This is a genomic window from Chryseobacterium sp. AG363 (assembly GCF_003610675.1).
Taxonomy (GTDB): domain Bacteria; phylum Bacteroidota; class Bacteroidia; order Flavobacteriales; family Weeksellaceae; genus Chryseobacterium; species Chryseobacterium cucumeris.
The window spans coordinates 1954972-1977245 of the sequence record NZ_RAQF01000002.1 but is presented as its reverse complement, the minus strand read 5'-3'; the positions used below and the strand labels follow the sequence as shown (position 1 = coordinate 1977245).

Sequence of the window (22274 nt, the reverse complement as noted above, 5' to 3'; positions counted from 1 at the left end):
GGTCTTTTAAACAATATGAAATTAAAAAACTAAGTCAATGAAAGCAGCAAAACCTGTAGAAAAAGACAATAAGGCCCATAAAAACCAGAGCAAAAAGCAAAAGCCGAAAAATCCGGTAGTTGTACCTCTGTCCGAGGTAGATGTGGTCAGTATACAAACACAAAAATCCGGAAATAGGAGCGTTACTGCCGGATTAGCAAACCCCAATGACAGCCTGCTCAACCTCAATGGTACTATTGCGGGGGTTCATGATTCACGAGACATTTATGGCCAGGGATCAGAAAAAAAATATGGAAAACTCCAGGAGAGTCTGGCGAAAACCGGAGATATCAACCATCCTGACACTAGGAAAATTGAAAAAGGCTATATGTCTACTTTGAATGACAATCAAATACAAGATTATCATAAACTCAAATCGGGAACCTATTTGCCCAAAACAGTACAGGAACAAGCTGTCGTTTATCAGGAAAGCAAGAGCATTCAGGAAGCAAAAGCGGATACAAAGACGTCAGGAAAAGCTGTTTCCAGGAAACCGGAAGTTGCTGCTGTAGAAAAACCTCAGTCAGGCACTGCAGATAAAGCGGTAGAGGCTGATGTTGAAACAAAAACGTCTGCAAATGCCACAGACAATCCTGGATTTATAGAATTGAGCGGACGGATCAATACCACAGCTAAACTGCAAAAACAACACGAACCATCAATCAAAGCGACAAATGATGCACAAGCTGCAGCATCATCACCTGCCAACGAACGTCAGAGTATGGCGCAAGCCAGCCAGGTGAACACCATGGATGAGCAAAAACCAGGGCTGTTCAAGAAAGAAGATTTTAAAGCTTTACTGAGTGAAAAAATACATAACATCAGGCTTCCGAAAAATGAAGAGCAGGCAGATGAGTTTGAGAAACACAACAATATACAGGAAGTCAATCAAAAGGCAGTAGGCGATGTTAAAAAAGAAAAGAATCTGGCATCTAATGATATTGCTTCTGCAACAGCTGCACAACCTGATACCGCTGCACAGCCTGTTCGTGCTGTTGCGAAAATGCCAACACAAAATGTAGGTATTGCTCCGGGAACACCTAATGTAGCGAAAGCGATGCCAGTGAAAAGAAATGCAGAAAGCGTAGAACAACCTATTAAGGAACAAACAGCAAGCATCGACAGTGAAATGAAAGCCAATGGAGTCACCGATAAGATGTTGGCAAAATCTAATGAGCCTACGTTTACAGATGCTTTGGCACAAAAGAATAAAGCCAAAACCCAAAGTGCCGCCGCCACTCAACAGTTCAGAACCAACGAAAATAAAGAGCTGTCTAAAACCCGTAATGAAGCCCAAACACAGGCGGCACATCACATTAGTGGCATGCATGGTGCAAGAAAAGGCGGATTAGGTAATGTACATGGTGAACAAAAGCAAACCTCAGGCAAAGACAGTCAAAAACGAAAAGAAATTGCCGATCACATTAATGCTATTTATCATACTTCTAAAACCGATGTGGATGGTATTTTAAATAATCTGGACAATTCGGTGGCCGAAAAATTTGATAATGGCAGCAGAGAAGCTAAAAAAGCATTTGAAGCCCATGTCGATAAAGAAATGAAGGCTTATAAAAAGAAGCGTTATGGAGATGCCTATGCAAAATACGGAGCTTTAGTTGCCGCTGGGAAATGGTTGTGGGACAAAGCTACAGGACTACCTAAAGAAGTCAATAAATTTTTTGACAGTGGTAAGGACCTGTACATTAAAGTTATGGATAAATTTATTGACCAAATCGCAACCCATGTTACCACTCAGCTTAATGCAGCCAAAACCAGAATTGCTAAAGGTAAAAAAGAGGTACAGACTTATGTCAACAGCTTATCACCAAGTTTAAGAAAAATTGGAAAAGATGCTATTGCAGAGATCCAAAGCAAATTCAATGCATTGGAAGACAGTGTAAACAGTAAAAAGGATGCATTAATTGATGTGTTGGCTAAAAAATACGCAGACAATATAACCAGTATTGATGCCAGAATTTCAGACTTAAAAACACAAAATAGCGGATGGGTTAATCAGGCTCTTGAGGTACTTAAAACCAGCGTGTTTGCTATTATTATTGAAATTAAAAATACGCTTACCAATTTATTATCCGGGGTTATCAGTGCTATTCAGGCGATCATCATGGATCCGATAGGGTTTTTCAAAAATCTTATTGCCGGAGTTTCGCAAGGGTTTACCAATTTCGGGAACAACATCTGGACTCACCTTAAAACCGGTTTCTTCGGATGGTTAACCGGAGCAATGAAAGGTATTTCTATTACGATGCCGGAAGATGTATTCTCATTAAAAGGAATTTTCTCCATCACAACGCAGGTGCTTGGTTTAACATGGAGTGGTATTAGAGCCATCGGTTCTAAAGTGATAGGAGAACCTGTAATGAAAGTTCTTGAAACAAGCTTTGAAATGGTACAGATTGTTCGTAAAGAAGGTGTTGCCGGACTTTGGGAGCATTTGAAAGATCAGTTTGCAGACCTTAAAGCTACGGTAATGGATGCTATTATGGACATTATCCAGACACAGGTAATTCAAGCGGGTATTAAATGGGTGATGGGATTATTGACTCCCGTAGGAGCATTTATAAAAGCAGCAATGGCGATTATAGATGTTGTGAAATTCTTTATCCAGCGGGCTGCACAAATTATGGAACTGGTAAAAGCCTTTACCGATAGTATAAAAGCAATTGCCAGTGGAAATGTAGGTGCCGTAGCTAAATCGATAGAAAATGCATTAGGAAGAGCTGTTCCTGTACTGATTGGCTTTTTGGCTTCATTACTGGGAATTGGCGGTTTAGCAGATAAAGTTGTTGGAGTAATACGTAAAATACGTGAGCGTATTGTGAAAGCGATTACTAAGTTCTGGACTTTTGTGAAAATAAAAGGAGGTAAACTGTTAAACAAACTGGGCATTGGTAAGAAAGGAAAAGATGGCGAAAAGGATAAGAAAGGGATGACCAAAAATGATAAAAAACTTGAAGATAGTGAAGTTGGAGAAACCATTTATTTTTCTGCTGAGGGAGAGAATCATAGACTCTGGATTAGTACAAAAGGTAATAATGTTGAAGTAATGGTAGCGAGTACGCCTATGAGTGTAGGTGACAGACTAAAGAAATGGGAGGATGAGCTTCATAATTTACCAAAAGAAGAACAAGTAAAAGCTAAAACTCTATTGTCTCAGGCTAAAGGTCAATATCTTGAAACCCATAAAGGTGCAAAAGAAACAGATAAAGCATTGGATAAAGCTAAAATACAAGGCGCATCAAGCGATGAAATTAAAAGAGCAGAAAAATTAGATAATAATGTAGAGAATAAAGAAGAGCAACTTTCTAATACGCTACAGCAATTATTTAATATATTTGGAGAAGGCAATGCACTGAATTATAGCATACAAAAAGTTGCTTTTATCAAAAACGAAGAGTTCGTGAAAAATGAAGAGGCAAACTTAAAAGAAGGCAAATATCCGGAAAGAGTAAGAGAACAAATGCTAGAGTTTATTAAGCATATACCAGGGTTAAGAAAAGGTGGAAATACTAAATTAAGAAGAGAGATGGTATCTAGTGAGTCAACAGCAATTCGTAAATGGGAGATCGCACAAGGAGCAATATATTCTCCATTTGTAGAAGAATACCATGAGGCATTACAAGAGATGCGAAAAGAGCTAGATGGACAAGAATATATTATAACTACAGAAACAGGTGGGTCCTTTTTGGGAGATGCTGTAACTAAAGGTACATCTATCAAAAATGAAAAAATAGAAAAAATGCCAAGAGATAGAGTAACAGGTAAAACTCATAATACTCAGCAACCTGAAGATATAGTAAAGTATGTAAAAGAAGCGATGCAAGGAAGAGAAAATCAATCTGTTATATTTACTATTGTAGAACCAGTATTTTCCGGTAGTGCTTTAGGCTCATTAATAAGAAAAGCTACAGGGGAATTATTATCTACTTATCCTAATGTTTATTTTAAATTTGTAACCATGCAAGAAACTTTAGGATTTGATAAAGATGAGGCACATAAAAAGATAGAAGCAAGTAAAGGAAAAATGAGAAGGGCAGCTAAAATTACAGAAGCACAAGCTAATAGAGTACAAGTACATTATGCGCAAACTACTTACGTATTAGGAGAAGATGTACCTACACACACCGATTATAGAGCTAAAGATCCTGTAATCGTTTTTAATGCTACTGATAAAGTAATGACAGTATATCAAATAAAGCCATCTGATCACACTACTACTAGAGACATTGTAATTGCTATAGGGAATGGTGAATTTAAAGGCAAACTCAAAGATGTTTTATAAGAATATAGTATATTGAACTTAACAATTTTAACAATAAAAATAATAATATGGCAATAGGTATAATACAAGTAGATTTACATAATCCTAGATCAGGATCTTATTATGATGAAATACAAGAATTAGTTAATAAATATTTGTCGGGAGATCATTCTTTAGAAACAGTTAATGCATTGATCGTAGAACTTATAGACGATGAACTTATGTTTTTTGCAGAAGAAGAGTTTCCTTATGCAGAATTATCTAGATGTAAATATAGTGTAATTTCTCAAGATACTTTTATTAAGTTGCAACAAAACAAAATGTTACCTTCTAAGTTAGAATACTCTTCAGATATGTATGGGAATTTTAAATATGAAAATAATGAGTTTATACATCCAGAAGGAGAAAAGAATTATTTATATTTAAATATGCCATGTATGGTTTTTTTTCAAAATAACATAGTTACATTTTTTATTCTTTATGAATATGGAGATAAATTTGTTTCTTATTCTTTAAGTTATGATGATTTAAAATAAGAAAATCTTGATAAAAAAGGTATTTGAAATGGACAATATACCTAGTAAATAAAAGTATTAATATCAAAGACTTCGCATATATATCCTAGTTTTGCGGAGTCTTTTTAATTTAGCAAAGTTTATACTGTGATAAAAATCAATGCTTTATGATGGGAATTGTAATTATATGTGGAATGTAAAAGCTTATTTTTATTGTAGCTTTTTATAATTTTTCAGGGAAATTCAATTTCATTATATTTTTATCTAAGTGAATTGGAAAAACTTGGTATCTTGTAAAAAAATATAAAAGCTTGGATTATATGTAATCCCAATTAATAATAAGGAATTAATAACCATTAAAATCTTCAAACCATGAAAAAAATACTATTCTTTTGTTCCCTTCTCTTCGGTCTTTCTGTAGGTGCCCAAACTATAGAATCCGGAAGCCACAGCACCACTGGTTATATCAAAAGTGATGGGACCATAGAAAACAGCAGTCATTCCACTGTGGGATACATTAAAAATGATGGGACTATCGAAAATAAAAGTCGAAGCACTATTGGGTACATCAAAAGTGACGGAACTATTGAAAATAAGAGCCGTTCTACGGTAGGTTATGTAAAAAAAGATGGTACTGTAGAAAACAGCAGTCATTCCACCATTGGCTACATCAAAGATGATGGAACGGTTGAAAACAGCAGCCATAGTACGATTGGTTATGCGAGAGGAGTTAAAAAAGAGTGGGCGGCGGTAGTATATTTCTTCTTTAAGCTGGATTAATCATCAACTCTGCGAAAAAAATTAACGTTAAGCATAGAAGCTAAAATGGCTCGGATTATAAGATCCGGGCCTTTTTTATTCCTGAAAAGTAGAGGGTACTGCAACTACAGAATAGCGGGGCCAAAAAACTTTCACAGGAACAAAAAAAGTATGAATTTTGGGCAATGAAACATAAGAAGTCATCATCCTGCTTCTTATAACAAAACGGTGCTGTAACTACAGCGTAACGAGACTAAAACCCTTTTCCAGGGATAAAAAAGGATGAGTTCAGAACTTTAAAACATAACATAAATTATCATTGAAACCAAAGTGTAATAATGCCCGGAAGCATAAATTATAAAGAAGTATTATGGAGGAAAATAAACTAACAACCAGAGACCAGTTAAAAAACTATTTTGAAACAGGAAAATATCCCACACAAAGCCAGTTTGAAGATCTGATAGATTCCTTAAGACTTAGAGAAGATGTTCTTACCAAAAGAGAACTGGCCATTTTTGCCAATAGTTTGGCAGCTATTGATAACTCATACGTTAATTTTTCAACAAATAATGTCGGAAATCTAAAATTTTCAATCGTGGTAAGCACCAATGATGAACCGGATCAGGTGATCTCATCTGCTGATTTCAAAAGCTTTTTAGACAAACGTTATTTTGTAGGGAGTGCACCTTATACGATAAAAGTAAAAGAAATCTTTGAAGGTGATTTGAAGGAAACGGAATATTATAGTTTGGCGTATCAATTAGATCAAACCTACACTGTTTACAGATTTTTCGGGAATAATCTGAAGACAGTCCCCGTTGGATTTGACTTTGGAGAGCTGGAAGGTATTGGGTTACCTATACAACTTTCGAAAGGAGGTTTTGGAAGAAAAATAAACATTTTAAACACCAGTGTTAAGTTCGTTAATAAAACTGAAGTGCCTATCCAGTATAGAATAGAAAGCGCGGGATGGAATAATCGATATAGAGCTGAAGATACAGTTACGGATCATTATGACCTGGAAGATTCTTTGAGTTTCTATTATAGAGCAGACCTTACAAAAGCCAGTCAATCCATTAAATGTGAAATCTTTAATGCTGAAAATGACACCCTTTTGGCCACAGGTTATTTACCAGCAGGACAAAACCAGGTTTCTTTGAATGGCGGCCAGGTTAATGGAATCAGAAATATAAGAATCGAATGCAGCTATTCTGAAAATGTAAAATAGTGAAAGCTAAAAAGGTGAGTTTTTGAACTCCAGACTGAAAATATGTAGAAAAGAAAACCAAAGAACAATAAAATATAATGGAAGAAAATAAATTGACCCCAAGAGAAGAATTAAAAACCTATTTTAAAACCGGTGAATATCCCACACAAAATCAATTTTCTGATTTGATAGATTCATACTGGCATAAAGATGAAGTGATGGATTTGGAAGCTATAAAAGGCTTACAAGCTTCTTTAGATAATAAATTGGATAAAGAAGTTGAACAAACTCTTTTAAAAGCTGTAAATGATGCAGTAGCCAGTACAAAATCAATTGTTAAAGGAGAAGCATTTCCAAACAGTTCACCAACAGTATGGATGCCGGGTGAACCTGACCTTTACGAAAAATGGGAAGCCAGGACAATAGGTACTTATATCAATTTTAAAAATATTTCCGGTGTACCTATTGAAGTTACAACTGCAGATTTGGATGAACAATTAGTATTTCTGAATGTTAGTAATGGAGTGACGAAAAAAGACTTTGTAGCTGTTCCGGGAATAAATGTAGCATTAGAATTTGACTCTGATAATAATACTGACGCTCAGGGAGGTAAACAAATCAATAGTTGGCTGGTTAATAAAGTAAAAGGTGGAGAATCTGACGAGGTAAGAAAATCAGTAGAAGAAGTAGGTAGTTTTTATAAAAAAATAGGAGTTGAATTGGCAGGGACTTCTCCTGATGGGATACAAGCTGGTTTATACAATATTAAATCAAATACGACAGCAGTTTCAGATTCAAATAAATTTTTAACAAAAGCAAATATAAGACTTGCAGTAGCAGGTAATTTAAAGTTTTGTATCGGACGCTATGATGGTACAAAATTTATTATGCGTTGGGAAAGTGAAGAAAAATCGGGAGTTGCCGGTTGGAACAATTTTGATTTTACGAGCCAGAAAATTAAAATTAATACCGGAGAAATGGCTGCTGTTGTCTGTTTACCAACTACATCAGCTCAAATATTTTATGGAGATCCGGGTGCTGCAGGAAATAGATTTGTTCAATATAGCACCACTTCAGGAGGAGTACAGGCAGGTGTAGGAAGTTATTATGCTCTGTGGTTTGAGCTTTCGGATATTAATGAAACTACTCTGCAAAGTGAATCCGTTTTCAATCTTTCCAAATCAGTTAGTAAAATTGTAGAAAATTATTCTCAGAATGGCTATACAGGTGTTGAGGTTGGAAAAGGAGAATCTAGTGTTTCTGCAGATTCTGATGGTATAGAAGGATACGCAATTAATAAATTAGAGCTTGAAAATTCTCATATATTAGAAAAAATTGAAATCAGAACAGTTACTGCAGGGGCTTATCAAATAGTAACAGGATTTTTAGATCAGGCCGGGAAGTTTATTGAAACAAATGTAATAAAGAAAACTTTAAATGCCGGGTTAAATGTTGTTACAATTGATCCGATAATACTTGCGAAAGGAGAGTATGTGGGGCTAAAATTCCCTTCAAAATTTCCTGTCAATAATATACCTGCAATAGCAAATCTGTGGGCTGCTGACAATTACACCGGAGTGCTGACGCAAGTGTCAGGGAAATCACTTCCAATGAAGTTATACCTTAAAGAATATATTGAAAGCCCTATATCTACAAAATCAGATTTATCTTCTATCAATTCATCAATTGCAGGATTACAACAGAATTTTACTTTTAACGGGAAAAAAGTATCCTTATTATTTAATCCGGATGGTTCTGTGACATGGGATTATATAGTAGGCTATTCAAATATACTTCATTTAGGAAATTCGATCGCCAGGCATCCGGTTCTTTCTTATTGGTGGGGAAGCTGGGGAATGGCTGCATCTGAGAAAAGTAAGGATTATGTACATCGTTTTTTAGAAAAAATGAAGGTTTTTAAACCTGCTGCAACCACTGATGTATTAAATATTGCCGGATGGGAAACTTCTCCATCTACCTGGGATAAATCTCAATTAGATACTTATTTGTCCGGAAAAGATTTGATTTGTATAAGACTGGGTGAGAACGCCATTTTTTCTGGAACATTTAAATCAGAATATGCAGCATTGATTAATTACATAAAAATAAAAAATCCAACAGCTAAAATCATTATTGGAGGTGTATTCTGGGCAGATGTTAATAAAGACTCAGCAATGTCTCAGGTAGCCACAGAGAATAACTTAACCTTTGTTAAAATATCTCATCTTGATATTCCTGCAAACAGATCCTATATGGGAGCACAAGTTAAAGGTGACGATGGTCAGTGGCATACCGTTAATAATTCAGGTGTAGCAATTCATCCCGGTGATTTGGGAATGGAGGCTATTGCATCCGAAATGTTCAACGCTCTGAGGCTTTAAAAAAACACTTACTGCAACTACAGAACAGAGAGCTCAAAAAACTTTCCCGGAAACAGAAAAAAGATGAACTTCGGCCTTGAAATCAAGTAGGCCATCATCCGATTATTAAAACCAAGCGGTACTGCAGAATAGAGAAACTTAAAAATTTTTGAAGGAATTAAAAAGACTGAATCCTGAATTTTAAAACATAACAAAAATAATCATTGAGCCAAAGGCAATTCAATTATAAAGAATAATAAAATATAATGGAAGAAAATAAATTAACCCCAAGAGAAGAATTAAAAACCTATTTTGAAACAGGTAAACATCCAACGCAAGGTCAGTTTTCGGAATTGATAGATTCTTTAAGGCATAAGAAAGATGTCCTGACCAATAAAGAAATGGTAATCCTTGCCAACAGTCTGGCACTTATTGATAATGCATTCATTTACTATTCTACAAATGAAGTTGGAAACTTAAAATTCCGGATTGGTATTAGCTCACAGGATGAAGAAGATCAGATAGTCACTGTAAGACAAACTGACAATGCTGTGGAAAAACAATTCTTATTAGGCAGAGCACCTTATACCTTTAAAGTAAAAGAAATATCGGAAGAAACATTAAAAGAAACTGAATATTATCTTTTGAGGTATGAAATAAGCCAGAGCTATACAATTTTTAGAATGTTTGGAAATGGTCTGAATACAATTCCTGAAGGTTTTGATTTAGGAGCACTGGAGGGTAAAAGGTTACCCGTATTTATTTATAAACAAAATTTTGGAAGAAAGATAAACGTTCTGAATACAAATATTAAGTTTATTAATAAAACAGAAGTGCCTATACAGTACAGAGTAAGTGCAAGTAACTGGAGTGACAGATTCAGAGCTGAAGATATGGTTACTGATCATTATGATATAAGTGATCATTTAAGCTTTAATTATAAAGCAGACCTTACGGGATTGAGTGAGTCTGTACGATGCGATATCTTTGATGAAGATACAAATAATCTTTTAACTACAGGCTTTTTATATGCCGGACAAAGTCAGGATGCCTGGTATGGCGGTGATATCAATGAAATCAGAAATGTAAGAATCGAATGTAGTTATTCTATTAATGAAAAATAGTCTGGCTGGGATTGCTTGACAGCAATCAGTAGTACAAATTATTCATACTTCTGAAGTTACAGTACTGCTATAAACCATCATTTGATTTAAAAAAAAATTAAGAGTTACTGCAACTACAGTACAGATAGGGCAGAAAACTTTTATAAGAACAAAAAAGGGATTAATTTTGAACTGTACACAACAACATAGTAATTGCTATTATGTAATACAACAAGCCGCATCCTATCCCTATAAAATATATTAAGATCATAAGGCGGCAGAGAAGTAATCCATTACATTCTCATTACTAAAAATACCACCTCAATCGGAGAGACTTTCACTGGCACACCTTTTAGCATCTGAAGTTCCGGAATTTTTTAATGTATAAGCATTAGGCAGAATGGCAGGTCTTCGGATCTCTTCTTCTCTTTTAAATGCAGATTTATTCTTTTAAAAGAAGGGTTCCAATGAAGGAACTACTTTCCAAAAACAGCAGTGTGTCAACTGTAGAGAGATACTCGAATGTGAGCAACTTTCCGGTTGAGGTTTCTTGAAATCAACGACAGGATCAGTGGAAGCATCTTAAAAGTGAAATGGATGCAGAGCACAGGATCTTAAAAAAGATAAAAACCAATGGAGTCAGAACAATTACAAAAATTATTTACTCATTTAGAAAAGGTTATTACATGGCGTATCAACAATCCTTCAGAGGATTTTAATGTAGGAGCTCCTGAATTTAATACTAATAACCATGAAAATTTTCAATTAGGTGATTATATTTCAGAGAAAGAGCTTGCCCATCAGGAAGTTGTGATTCTTTTAATGGCTTTATTGCCACGATTGGATCCCGCATTTCTGAAACGCATTTATCTGGAGTTTCCGGGGAGTGCACTGTTTGACTTCTGTTCAACCAACGATAGCGGCAGGCTCTTTTATCCTACAATTCAGGCAGTCCAGTACGTTTTGGGAGGGGATAGTATTTCAGAAAGATTAAAATCACTGGATTATTTCGGCCCGGATTCAGTGTTGAATCAGGAAGAGCTCATTGTTTTTTCAGGTTCAGCCCATGAACATGCATCAATGAACAGTCAGATTAATATTCATGAAGAAGCTTTTAAAAAGATCATGTTTGGCCTGGAATTATTACCAAAAATGAGCAATGAGTTTCCTGCAGAACAAATACTCACCCATCGATCATGGACAGATTTGATTCTTCCTCAAACTACTTTACAGGAGCTTAAAAGTATTGAAGCCTGGTACAATAGCAGCCGGACTTTGATGGAAGATTGGAATATGCAGACCAAACTTAAACCAGGGTTCAGAGTGTTGTTTCATGGAGAACCGGGAACAGGAAAAACTCTTGCGGCCAGCCTTTTAGGGAAATATACTCAACGTCCTGTTTTCAGAGTGGATGTTTCTATGCTGGTCTCAAAATACATCGGAGAAACAGAAAAACAATTAGCTAAACTATTCAACAAAGCAGAAAATAAAAACTGGATTTTATTTTTTGATGAAGCAGATGCTATTTTCGGAAAACGAACCTCTGTAAAAGATGCCCATGACAAATATGCCAATCAGGAAGTTTCTTATTTGCTGCAACGCATAGAAACATTTTCAGGCCTTATTATTCTGGCATCCAACTTTAAAAATAATATGGATAAAGCCTTTACGCGACGCTTTCATAGCTGCATACAATTTAATAATCCAAAGCATGAAGAGCGTCTGCGTATCTGGCAGCAAAATTTACCCGGACAATTACAACTTGAAGATATTGATCTGGAGCAAATTGCTCAAAGATATGAGTTAACCGGCTCTAATATTATGAATATCATACAGGATGTAAGTTTAAAAACAATTGCGTTAAAAGAACCTGGTTTCAAAGTAAGCTTAGACATGTTGCTGGATAGCATTAAAAAAGAATACGTAAAAGAAGATAAAATCTTTATGTAAGAATTTGAATATCATTTGGATTTTCTGGGATTGAAGAATTCAAGATAAGCCTTTTCAATTTTTAAAACTAAAACTCATGAAAACAAAAATTCTGTTATTGCTCATATTGAGCAGTCTCATGTTGGGCTGCCGGAGTAAACACAAAATTACAGCCACTTATAAAGAAAATACAAAAAAGACAGAAGAAATAAAAGCTGATTCTTTAATCCTTCAAAGCTCACAGTCAGCTCACAGTATATCGGATGAGGTGTCGCTGAAGGAAGAGAGAAATGAAATATCCGGAGAGCTATTGATTAAAGGAAAATCGGATGCATCTAATCCCTTTGTTTTCCATAATGTAGTGGGACGTGATACGCTTCAACGTATTTCTATTGTGGGAAATGCAGAATATTCCATCAGCAGCTCTTACGCAAAGGGCAACCATGAAAAATCAGAGCTTAGAAAAGGAGAAACTACTCATGTTATCCAGGATTTAACCCAGAAAACAAGTTTAAAAGAAACAGTCAAAGAAGTGGCTTCAAAAGTCTCTGAAGAAACCAGGAAAATTCAAACAGATGGATTGGAGATCCTGGCCTGGATTTTCATTACAATTATTGGAATCACTTTAATACTCATCTTTTTCACCTACAAATATTTTAAAACATGAAAACATCACAAAAGGGAATCAATCTGATTGTATCATTTGAAGGTTTCAGTTCAAAGCCTTATCTGGATTCTGCAGGAATTCCGACAATTGGATATGGCAACACGTACTATCCCGGAGGGAAAAAAGTAACCATGAAAGATCCTGCCATCACTAAAGAGAAAGGAATAGAGCTATTTTCATCAGTTTTACCAACTTATGAAAAAATCGTCAACAGTAAAATTAGACTGAATCTTACTCAGAATCAATTTGATGCTCTTGTTTCACACACTTACAATACCGGTGGATCAGACGGACTATTTTCTTTGATTAATAAAAAAGCAGAAGAGCAGGCAATCAGAAATTGGTTTACCACAAAATACATTACGGCTGCCGGAAAAACATTAAACGGACTCATCCGAAGAAGAAAGGCTGAAGCTGATCTGTTCTTTTCTAAATAAACGATTTCCAGCTAATACTGGGAACTTTAAACCATCTGTTATCATTGGAAATAAATCTCCAAATTCATGTGCAGCCTACTTTGTTCCGCCTTCAAACAGCTCATACAGTTCAGGTTTCAGGCAAAGATGTTATAGTATCATTGTAATATTTTGAGATCGCAAAGTGGAATCCGCTTCATTGATTCTTTCTGAGTGAATGCAATGTGGTATAGCATCATCTGCAGATATATGGACTTCTTCGCTCGCTTAAAATATCACACGATAGAAATCATCTTTAAGCCTTTCCCAATTAACAATTTTATCAAAACTAATTATCAATTATCAAATGAGTACACCATTACATACAATTTTAAGTTGGTTTGAAACTGGAGATTTTCCAACAGAAACCCAGTTTAAAGACACGTTTTTATCTTTTTATCACAAAGATGACTTAATCCCTGTGACAGGTATTGAAGGATTTGAAGAAATCTTTCAATTATTTGCCAGTGCGGAAGCATTTCAGGAACACTTAAAAGACCCAAAAGCTCATTCGGAATATCTGGCTTTATTGAATGCCGGTAATCTGACCTCGGCTCATGTTGACAGCTGGAAAAGCAAACTTGGAATAAGCAATGTTGCTACAATTGACAGTTCTGATCAATTGGGGAATGTGTACACTAAAATACAGGTAAATAGCTTTGTAGATGCACTGAAAGATGCTGATAAAGACTTAGCCCTGAAGATAGAAAATATTAGAAAAATCCTCTTGTCTAATGATCTGTCTTTAGATGAACTTCAGGAAATAGTAAACTTCATTAAAAAAAACCGTGATGATATTGAAGCTTTAAAAGCTCTTCCTATCGGAGAATCAAGTGAAGATAAAGTAAAGCTGGTATTGGACTACGATTGGCTAAGCAGCCCGAAAAATCAACAGGAATTTAATAAGCAGATCTATGATAAGGTTTTGCTGATCTCACAGACAGCTGAAAGTGCAGTAGTGCAGATTACCGGAAGTGCAGTATTTCCCAATACCCTTGAAACGGAAAATGTAATCATTCAGGCCCGGGATAGTGTTACCGGAAAAAAAATAAATATTGACGATTATGCAACCAATCAAACCATCGAGATCAAGATGCTGGGCGACCTTGCTAATCCTATTAACATTCTCATTTTAAAAGTTAAACCATAAAAAATAAAAAACTATGAATAACAATGCAGTAATCAGTAACAACGCAAATCAGGATAATTTTTTCGGGGAACTACAACGTACCCGTTTTCAACAATTTACTTCATTTCCCAGTACGGATGGTGTTCCTGCAGGCTGGGTAATTGATTATAACGGCCAGTTGCATCAATGGAACGGAACCGAATGGATTAATTTGGCCGAAAATTATGTACATCCGGATTATCCGCTGACTAATAATCCATTTCAGACCAATCAGACAAGCGGGCTTCTATTGCTAAGTCAGATACTGACCAATAGTTCAGGACATGTTATTAAAGTAGCAGGCCGAAATCTTACCAATGCAGATATTGTTTCTATTGTTGTGAATGACGCTATTCAGTCAGGTACCTTTACATGGTCATCCTATAAGATTAAAACTTATGTTGAAAACTTCATAGGACAAAGCCTTACAGGAGCACTGATCTATCAGCCGGGAGGTTATATTCCTTCTACTGTTGAAGGTTCAATGACGATGCCATCACCTGCTACAGCAGCTGTAATTAAAACAGGAATGGTATGGGTAATTACAGCCAATGGATGGGTGGGCAATGAACCTGTATCTGTGGGTGACCATCTTATTGCCAATACCGATGATGCTTACAATATCCCTAAAAATTATCAGATTATAGAAAAAGGTATTCCTGATATTGTAGACGCTACAGATTCGGTAAAAGGTCTGATCCAGATCGCTACAGATGTTGAAGCTATTGAAGGAGTCAATATTACTAAAGCAATGACTCCAAAATCTACCAAAGCTGTTTTGGATGCAAAAATTAAATCCCAAACATGGCACATCGGAGACGGATCGTCCGTTACTTTCCCCATCACCCATGGCTGGAATACCATCAATGTTGACTATATCTGTTATCGTAATGCTGATAATAGAAAAATAAATGTAAGCTGTACGGTTATATCAGAAAATGACGTACAAATAGATGTTTTGGCACCTCTTACCCCGAATGAATATAGAATTACTTTAACTGCTAGATTAGACTAATGATTGCTCCTGAATATTTTAACAATCATATCGCTGTAGAAGGCGAAATAATTGTGAAAAGTGTTCCAAACGATGCAGGTTCTGTAATGGTTTGGAATTCTGTAACGAAAAAAATTAGCACACGAACCCATGCGGAAATAGTTTCTGATTTAAATTTAGTAACAACCAATACATACCAGGATATACCGGTAAGAAAATCCTTTTCAGGAGCTACAGGTAATGCTTATAATGCAGTTGCTTTAGAAGTAAGAGGTAATGGTGTGTCTGATACAATTTACCCTGCAATTTCTTTTCATCAGCCGGGGCTTTACGCTGCTACACTACAGTATAGGCCAAATGGGTATCACTTTATGAATATCAATGGCAATGCTTTTGATTACGTGAGATCGGCCGGGTATTATAAAGATGGATCAGATAATGAAAAATTTCTGACGGGAGGCGGTGGAGATTATGATTCCCGAAGAAAAGAAGACTCCTGGTATCATTCGGGAAGAAACTTCCCACAGGGTACCTTAATTGAAACTGATGTAGATTATTCTGTAGACTATGGAGATCAGTTTCTTTTAGAGATTAAAGGTAATATGTATGGCAATGATCAGCCTTTAGATTGTAAGATCCAGGGCCATATCTATAATGGTACTATTATTTCTCATAGCGGCTATTCTACATTATATTACTGGAATGGAATTACGGCCTTAAACTTAAATGGTAAACTTTGTTTTTGGTTTACCCAATTATCTTACTGGCAGGGGTTTGATGTCAAAGTAACGGTTGGATATGGAGGTTTAGACCAGGGGAATAACAGAGTTACTTCAGTATCGGATCACCCGGATCCGGGAGGTACAAAAAGGGTTCAGATAAATCTTAAACATTTGCTCACTAAAGAAGAGTTAGTTTCTGGTAATACATTTTGGGAGAAGAAAGATACAGGTAGCTATTGGGCATTAGATTCAGATAAACCTATAGCGGGTTTAAACGGTAATAATTCTCAAGTTATTTTATCTGGTGGTTTATTGGCCTCTTCTTCTTATACCGACTCCCAGTTTATTCCTCCTTATGGTATCCATTCAAGAGGTTTTGTGCAAACAGATGAAGGATTTCAAAACAGGTTCTACAAAACCGATGAAAGAAATAGAATCTGGTCATTTGCTAATGCAGATGCTTATGGACTTTCTTATTATCAGGGAAGTGCCAATAGTTTGAATGAAGGTATTGGTTTCCATTTTGGAGATCCGGATCATCCTACCCATTATCTGGGACGGTCAGGTCAGATTTATTCTAAACAAGGTATTTATTCTACTTCATTTACTTCAGGTAATAACCAGGTGTTAAATTATAGTGGTTCCTCCACATTATACATAGGAAACCCAACGATTAATACTATTATAGAATCTAATAACAATGATATAATACACTCTAAAAACGGAGTAAATGGAGTGGTTTGGGATGCTCATAATTTAAACCCGTCAACTTTTGTTAATACATCAACTTTAAATAATTATGTTCCTTATACTGGCGCATCACAGGATGTTAATCTTGGTACAAAGGATTTAGAATTTGAAGATGGGGGATCTATTAATAAAAGCCAAAATAAAGTAAGAATATTTAATAAAGTTTATCAGGGCTATTATGATGTTGGAGGACATACGGGTATTTTAGCGATTAAAATGCCACAAGCTTCACCGGAGCATGCAATGTTTAGTATTGATATTAATATTTATGGATATGAAAGCCAGTACTTAGGTAAAGTGAATGTCGCTTTCTATAAATATGTATCAGGAACTCTGGTTACTAATGGTTCAAAAGCGATATGGGAAGTAACAGATAATTTTCCTACCACTACTGCAAGGATTGGGATTGGGACTGATGGATATGTAAGTATTTTATTAGGAGAATCAGAGACTTTTTGGAATGGGTATTTCTCATTTGAAGTGGCTAGAGTGGAAGTTAAATACGGAAACTATTATCAGGATTGGAATCTGGGATGGTCTCATGCATTAGAACCTAATCTTGACTTATATCCTACCCATATCATTACTTTACCGTCTGATGTAGTCGCTACAAGAAGTTGGTTAACTAATTTTGCAGACAGCAGCTATATTCCAAAAGCAGTTCAGTTTAATGATAACTTCAATAGTCTTGGAGGGTATTCCAGTTCCGGAGTTTACAGAGCAAACAATAACGCAGGAGGAGTTCAGCATCTATATAGTCCTATGTTGCACATGGGTGCTCAGGATACTACAGCACAGTTGCAGATAAAATATAATGATACTAATGCAGATGCAGGAGAACTGGTGTATAGAAGTGGGCATAATGGAAATTGGACACTATGGAGAAAAGCCTGGGATAATGTAAATTTCAAACCGAGCGATTACCAGACGAGAAATACGGATGAAATTATATCGGCAGCAAAATCCTATTATAACAGAATACCTTTCAAACTAAAAAACAGTTCATATAAATCCTGGTCAATTCAGAAACCTACCAATAACAATTTGATATTGGCGCCCTCTGTTACCAATAATGCAGAAGATTGGGATTTAAATAATGGTATAACATTCACTGATGCCGGTCAGGTTTCCTCAAGAGGTTTCAATAAAGTTGGGTATAATGATAACTATATCTTAACAGCGGGTGGTGGCCAGAGATTAGCCTCAGATTTTGTGTCATCTTCAGATTTAGGAAACTATCTCAGAAAAGATGGTGGTACTATGACAGGTGCTTTCAATATAGAAACTCCAGCTATGTTAGGGAGATGGAAAAGTACAGCACAAACAGGGAATTATCTGACCTGGCAAAAGTATGATGGATCTAAAGATATAGCCTATATTGGAGCTGATGGAAATTCTGCCGTATGGAGTGGAGCAGGAGATAGCTTTGCAATGAGAGCTGTAAATGGTGGTGACTTATTATTAAGTTCAGATAGTGGTGCAGTTAAAATTCAGGGAGGCATTCCGTGGACTACGAACAATTTAAATCCCGGAGAATATCTTGCGAAAAGAGGGAACCATCAGGATGCAACTGCAGTAAAAACTGATTATCCTTTAAGTGTTACAGATTGGGCGACAGGTAACGGATTCCCGTCTACTTATGGTAACTCTTTACACATAGCAGGAAATAATACATGGTATCACAGGATAGATTTTCCTTTATTCAGCAATCACTTAGAATATTGGCAGGCGATAAATACAACAACGATGACGAAAAAAGGGAATATTCCTTTACTGTCAGATGGAGAATCGCTTTGGACCAATAATAATTTTAATCCTGATGCTAAAGTTAATTCTGCGGAAAATGCCCAAACACTAGGATTCTCAAGTGGTTTGTCAGCAGGTGCACCTTACATCTATCATAGAACAGATGGTTATGTATTTCTGGCTACTCAATCTTGGGTTTCATCTAATTTTACGAGCCAGACTCTGTCAATTCAACCTGAAGAGGAAGGTGGTCAATGGATAAATCTAACTAATTCAAACGGAGTCTTTGCTACAAATTACTTTGTTACTTCAAGAGATGGTTCAAGAAACCCGGATACAGTTGTTGCACCTAATGGTAATAGTCGTAGAGTTAGATTTGATTTTATTCAGGCCGGACATGTCGGAGGAACTGGAAATTATGCAGGTGTAATGACTTATGCTCCTTGGGATGGTACCTCTGCATCCACTGGGGATTCTTCATACCAATTAGCTTTTGCCAATCAAACTGAGATCAATGGAGCAGGAATACCTATGCTTAAAATAAGAAAGGGAATTGATGATAAATGGTCCAGTAAGTGGTTTAAATTGTGGAGTGATGCAGATTTCTCTCAGGGTAATATCAATAGCTGGAATTATATGTCTAATAACGGTGTTATTGTAAACCAGCAATTTACTAGTCATACAGGTAATGGATTAATGGTTGCTGATGAATATAATGGCGGAGAATCTGGTATATATAATGAACAGGATGGGTTCTATTTAACTGTATTGGAAGGTGAGTATTATAAATATTCAAGTAAATATAAGAGTTGGGAAGGTATTAACTTCCATAGAAAGAGCCATAATATTGGTATAGGTGCACCGGCTAATGATTCGCATAAAGTTAATATTGCCGGTCCAGTATATGTTGAGGGCTCTGTAAAGGCTACTGAAAACTTTAAATCAAAAGATGAAAAGCCTAATACTTTATTTATTCCTGACGGAAGTCTTTCCTACCTTGATGATGAGATTATCAATGAGGACTCTAGAATGAGATTGTCTCATGGAATGATTGAGCAGCAGCCAGGAATTCAGTATTATGATTCTGATAATAGAATGCTGGTCATCAGATGTATGTATGGTGAGCAATTTACATTAGGAAAAGTTTTCCGAGGTCAGAGAATACTCGTATTAAATGCCAGTGATAGTTATGGGCAGGGCTTCGATATAAAAAGCGCAGGGTATTCATACAAAATACCACCGTATAGCTCTATTCAATTATTTGTTTGGGATGAAAAGACAGTTTATAAATATGCAGAAAATAAGATGTATTAAAACTTGAAAATTCAAAATAAGGAATATACAACCCATATAAAATGGCGTCACTTTTTTTAAGTGGCGCCATTTATATTTTATTATTAAAATGGAATGTTTAAAGAGTAATTTTATCAGGGAGAAGTTCCTTAAGCATTACAATACTGTTAACTTGATCAATTATTCTTACGATACCTATGCTGATTCCATGATTTTCGGCGAAAAATCTACATTCACTCACATTAGAGTGAAAAAGCTTTGGTGATGTCATATATTGTTATTAGATTTATAATGAATTCAGAATGATAATATTATTACACCTCACTAAAATTTATTAATCATGAAAAAGCAAATTTTTATCATTGCGCTATCTTTGGGAGCAATCGCCTTAGGAACCAACCAGATTATGGCACAAAGTTCAGAGCAGGTGAGTACATCAGTAAATATTATTTTATCGGACGTTATTGCCATGGACATTGGCTCTGTTGCTTCAGAAGGTACTGTAGATTTTAATTATGGGAGCACAAAAGACTATAATTCATCAAAAAATGTGACTGTTCCCAACAGTTTAGTCATTATTTCCTCTAAAAATTTTGATGTAAAAGTAAAATCTGAAGGGGCACACTTTGTAAGTGGTGCAAATGTAATTCCTGTAGATATATTAAAGGTCAAGGCAATACCGGGCGGAAGTTTGGTGGGAACCCTGAATGAGGTCACTTTATCTACAACTGATCAGGTGCTGGTGAGTAATGCAAGTTTAGGAACCAAACAGTCTTTAAATATTGCCTACTCCATTTCGGCGGAAAATGCATCTAAGGTCCTTCTGGGAAAACCACAGGGAACTTACACACAAAAAATAACTTATACCGCCACTGCATTGTAAGTAAATAACAATTCTAAATAGAAAAGCCCTCAATACTTTGACAGTATTGAGGGCTTTTCTATTTAAGTCCAAATGATAAACCGTGTAGTGATTTTACTACACGAACTTCCTTTTTCCACTACAAGGAAACTTTTAGCACCACTATAAATTTGCAGTATACAAAAGATAACAATTAAGTAAAAAATAACAATTAAATAATACAGCCATGACAAAACAAATCGTAATCACAGCCTTAACTTTCGGAGCCATGATATTAGGAACTAATAATGTTCAGGCTCAAAATACAACCGCAACCACCACGGTAAACATTACCCTGAACGATGTGATCTCTATCGATGCAGGAAGTACTGCCATTGGTAATACAGTTGATTTTAACTATGTTACTGCAGCAGACTACAACTCTGATCAGACCGTTACTAAAGCCAACTCTTTGAAAGTTACTTCCACAAAGAACTTTAATGTTAAAGTAAAAGCAGGAGGCGCTAATTTTATGAATGGAACGAACTTAATCCCTGTCAATGTTTTGACTATTAAAGCAGCTACAGCTGCCGGAACAATGGGCGGGACAAAAAATACTGTAGTTTTATCTGCAACAGATCAGAATTTAGTTACAAATGCTCCTCTTGGAAGTGCGTTAACACTGAATCTGGATTACACTATTCCAGCAGCGAAATCATCATCTTCTGATATTTTAGGTAAACCAGCGGGAACTTATACGCAAACAGTAACTTATACTGCAACAGCTTTATAAGCTAATTTTTTCATATTAATATTTTGTGATTTGGTGTTTCGAAGGCTTCCTCAGGAGGCCTTTGATTTTTTATGTATTGTACCAATATAGATAAAATTCAAAATCCGGCAATAACGATCAGTCAGCTGCAAGGTAGAATCTATGTTTTTGGACATTGAAATCTAATTAATACATCAAACCAAACATTCAGTAAATTCATTAACCGTTTCATATCTATTTAAAGTTATCAAAAGCGATTAATGTTTGCCTGTACTCTTATGAAAGTAGATTGCTGAATGCTTGGTGCACTATTGCCATTACAATAACAAATTAATTATATTAGTTATTTGCTTTATATTACCATAATACTCTTAAATAACAATGATAATAAAGTTACCAATCTATAAATATTTTTTTGTGAAAACCTAAAGAAAAATTATACACAAACGGTAATTTATATTACGACAGCTTTATAATAGAAATAACAGCAATTTATATAGGCCCTCAATACTTAGAAAATGTTGAGGGCTTTCCTATTTAAGTCCAAATGATAAACCGTGTAGTGATTTTACTACACGAACTTCCTTTTTCCACTACAAAGAAACTTTTAGCACCACTATAAATTTGCAGTATACAAAAGATAACAATTAAGTAAAAAATAACAATAAAATATTA

Annotated in this window: 14 protein-coding genes; all 14 read left to right on the top strand. The window is 35.6% G+C overall.

All coding sequences use genetic code 11. The features are described 5' to 3' along the window. Window positions 1-37: 37 nt before the first annotated feature. The gene (locus DEU39_RS09065; protein ID WP_120231694.1) at window positions 38-4339 is read left to right on the top strand and encodes a hypothetical protein; all 4302 of its coding nucleotides are present in this window, start codon (window positions 38-40) and stop codon (window positions 4337-4339) included. Between the two features lie 47 nt (window positions 4340-4386). Then, the gene (locus DEU39_RS09060) at window positions 4387-4854 is read left to right on the top strand and encodes a hypothetical protein (protein ID WP_120231693.1); all 468 of its coding nucleotides are present in this window, start codon (window positions 4387-4389) and stop codon (window positions 4852-4854) included. A 351-nt stretch (window positions 4855-5205) separates the two neighbouring features. Next, window positions 5206-5613, top strand: a complete 408-nt coding sequence (locus tag DEU39_RS09055) for a 5-fold beta-flower protein (protein WP_120231692.1) — start codon at window positions 5206-5208, stop codon at window positions 5611-5613. A 349-nt stretch (window positions 5614-5962) separates the two neighbouring features. Then, entirely contained in the window at window positions 5963-6820 is an 858-nt protein-coding gene (locus DEU39_RS09050; protein ID WP_120231691.1) for a hypothetical protein, read from the top strand. 77 nt (window positions 6821-6897) lie between these two features. Beyond that, entirely contained in the window at window positions 6898-9180 is a 2283-nt protein-coding gene (locus DEU39_RS09045) for an SGNH/GDSL hydrolase family protein (protein ID WP_120231690.1), read from the top strand. Between the two features lie 245 nt (window positions 9181-9425). After that, the gene (locus DEU39_RS09040; protein WP_120231689.1) at window positions 9426-10283 is read left to right on the top strand and encodes a hypothetical protein; all 858 of its coding nucleotides are present in this window, start codon (window positions 9426-9428) and stop codon (window positions 10281-10283) included. A gap of 612 nt (window positions 10284-10895) precedes the next feature. Further along, window positions 10896-12212, top strand: a complete 1317-nt coding sequence (locus DEU39_RS09035; RefSeq protein ID WP_120231688.1) for an ATP-binding protein — start codon at window positions 10896-10898, stop codon at window positions 12210-12212. Between the two features lie 76 nt (window positions 12213-12288). After that, on the top strand, window positions 12289-12858 hold the full coding sequence (locus DEU39_RS09030; RefSeq protein WP_147367575.1) for a hypothetical protein: 570 nt from the start codon (window positions 12289-12291) through the stop codon (window positions 12856-12858). Continuing rightward, window positions 12855-13295, top strand: a complete 441-nt coding sequence (locus tag DEU39_RS09025; RefSeq protein ID WP_120231686.1) for a lysozyme — start codon at window positions 12855-12857, stop codon at window positions 13293-13295. The genes DEU39_RS09030 and DEU39_RS09025 overlap by 4 nt, the downstream gene beginning before the upstream one ends. A gap of 325 nt (window positions 13296-13620) precedes the next feature. Beyond that, the gene (locus DEU39_RS09020; protein WP_120231685.1) at window positions 13621-14463 is read left to right on the top strand and encodes a hypothetical protein; all 843 of its coding nucleotides are present in this window, start codon (window positions 13621-13623) and stop codon (window positions 14461-14463) included. A gap of 13 nt (window positions 14464-14476) precedes the next feature. Beyond that, a complete protein-coding gene (locus tag DEU39_RS09015) occupies window positions 14477-15496 on the top strand; it encodes a hypothetical protein (RefSeq protein WP_062671693.1) in 1020 nt (339 codons plus the stop codon). After that, on the top strand, window positions 15496-20007 hold the full coding sequence (locus tag DEU39_RS09010) for a head decoration protein (protein WP_120231684.1): 4512 nt from the start codon (window positions 15496-15498) through the stop codon (window positions 20005-20007). The genes DEU39_RS09015 and DEU39_RS09010 overlap by 1 nt, the downstream gene beginning before the upstream one ends. A gap of 319 nt (window positions 20008-20326) precedes the next feature. Continuing rightward, a complete protein-coding gene (locus DEU39_RS09005; protein ID WP_120231683.1) occupies window positions 20327-20869 on the top strand; it encodes a peptidoglycan-binding protein LysM in 543 nt (180 codons plus the stop codon). Window positions 20870-21074: 205 nt separating this feature from the next. After that, window positions 21075-21620: a hypothetical protein gene (locus DEU39_RS09000; RefSeq protein WP_062671699.1), complete on the top strand. Its 546-nt coding sequence runs from the start codon at window positions 21075-21077 to the stop codon at window positions 21618-21620. Window positions 21621-22274 lie beyond the last annotated feature (654 nt).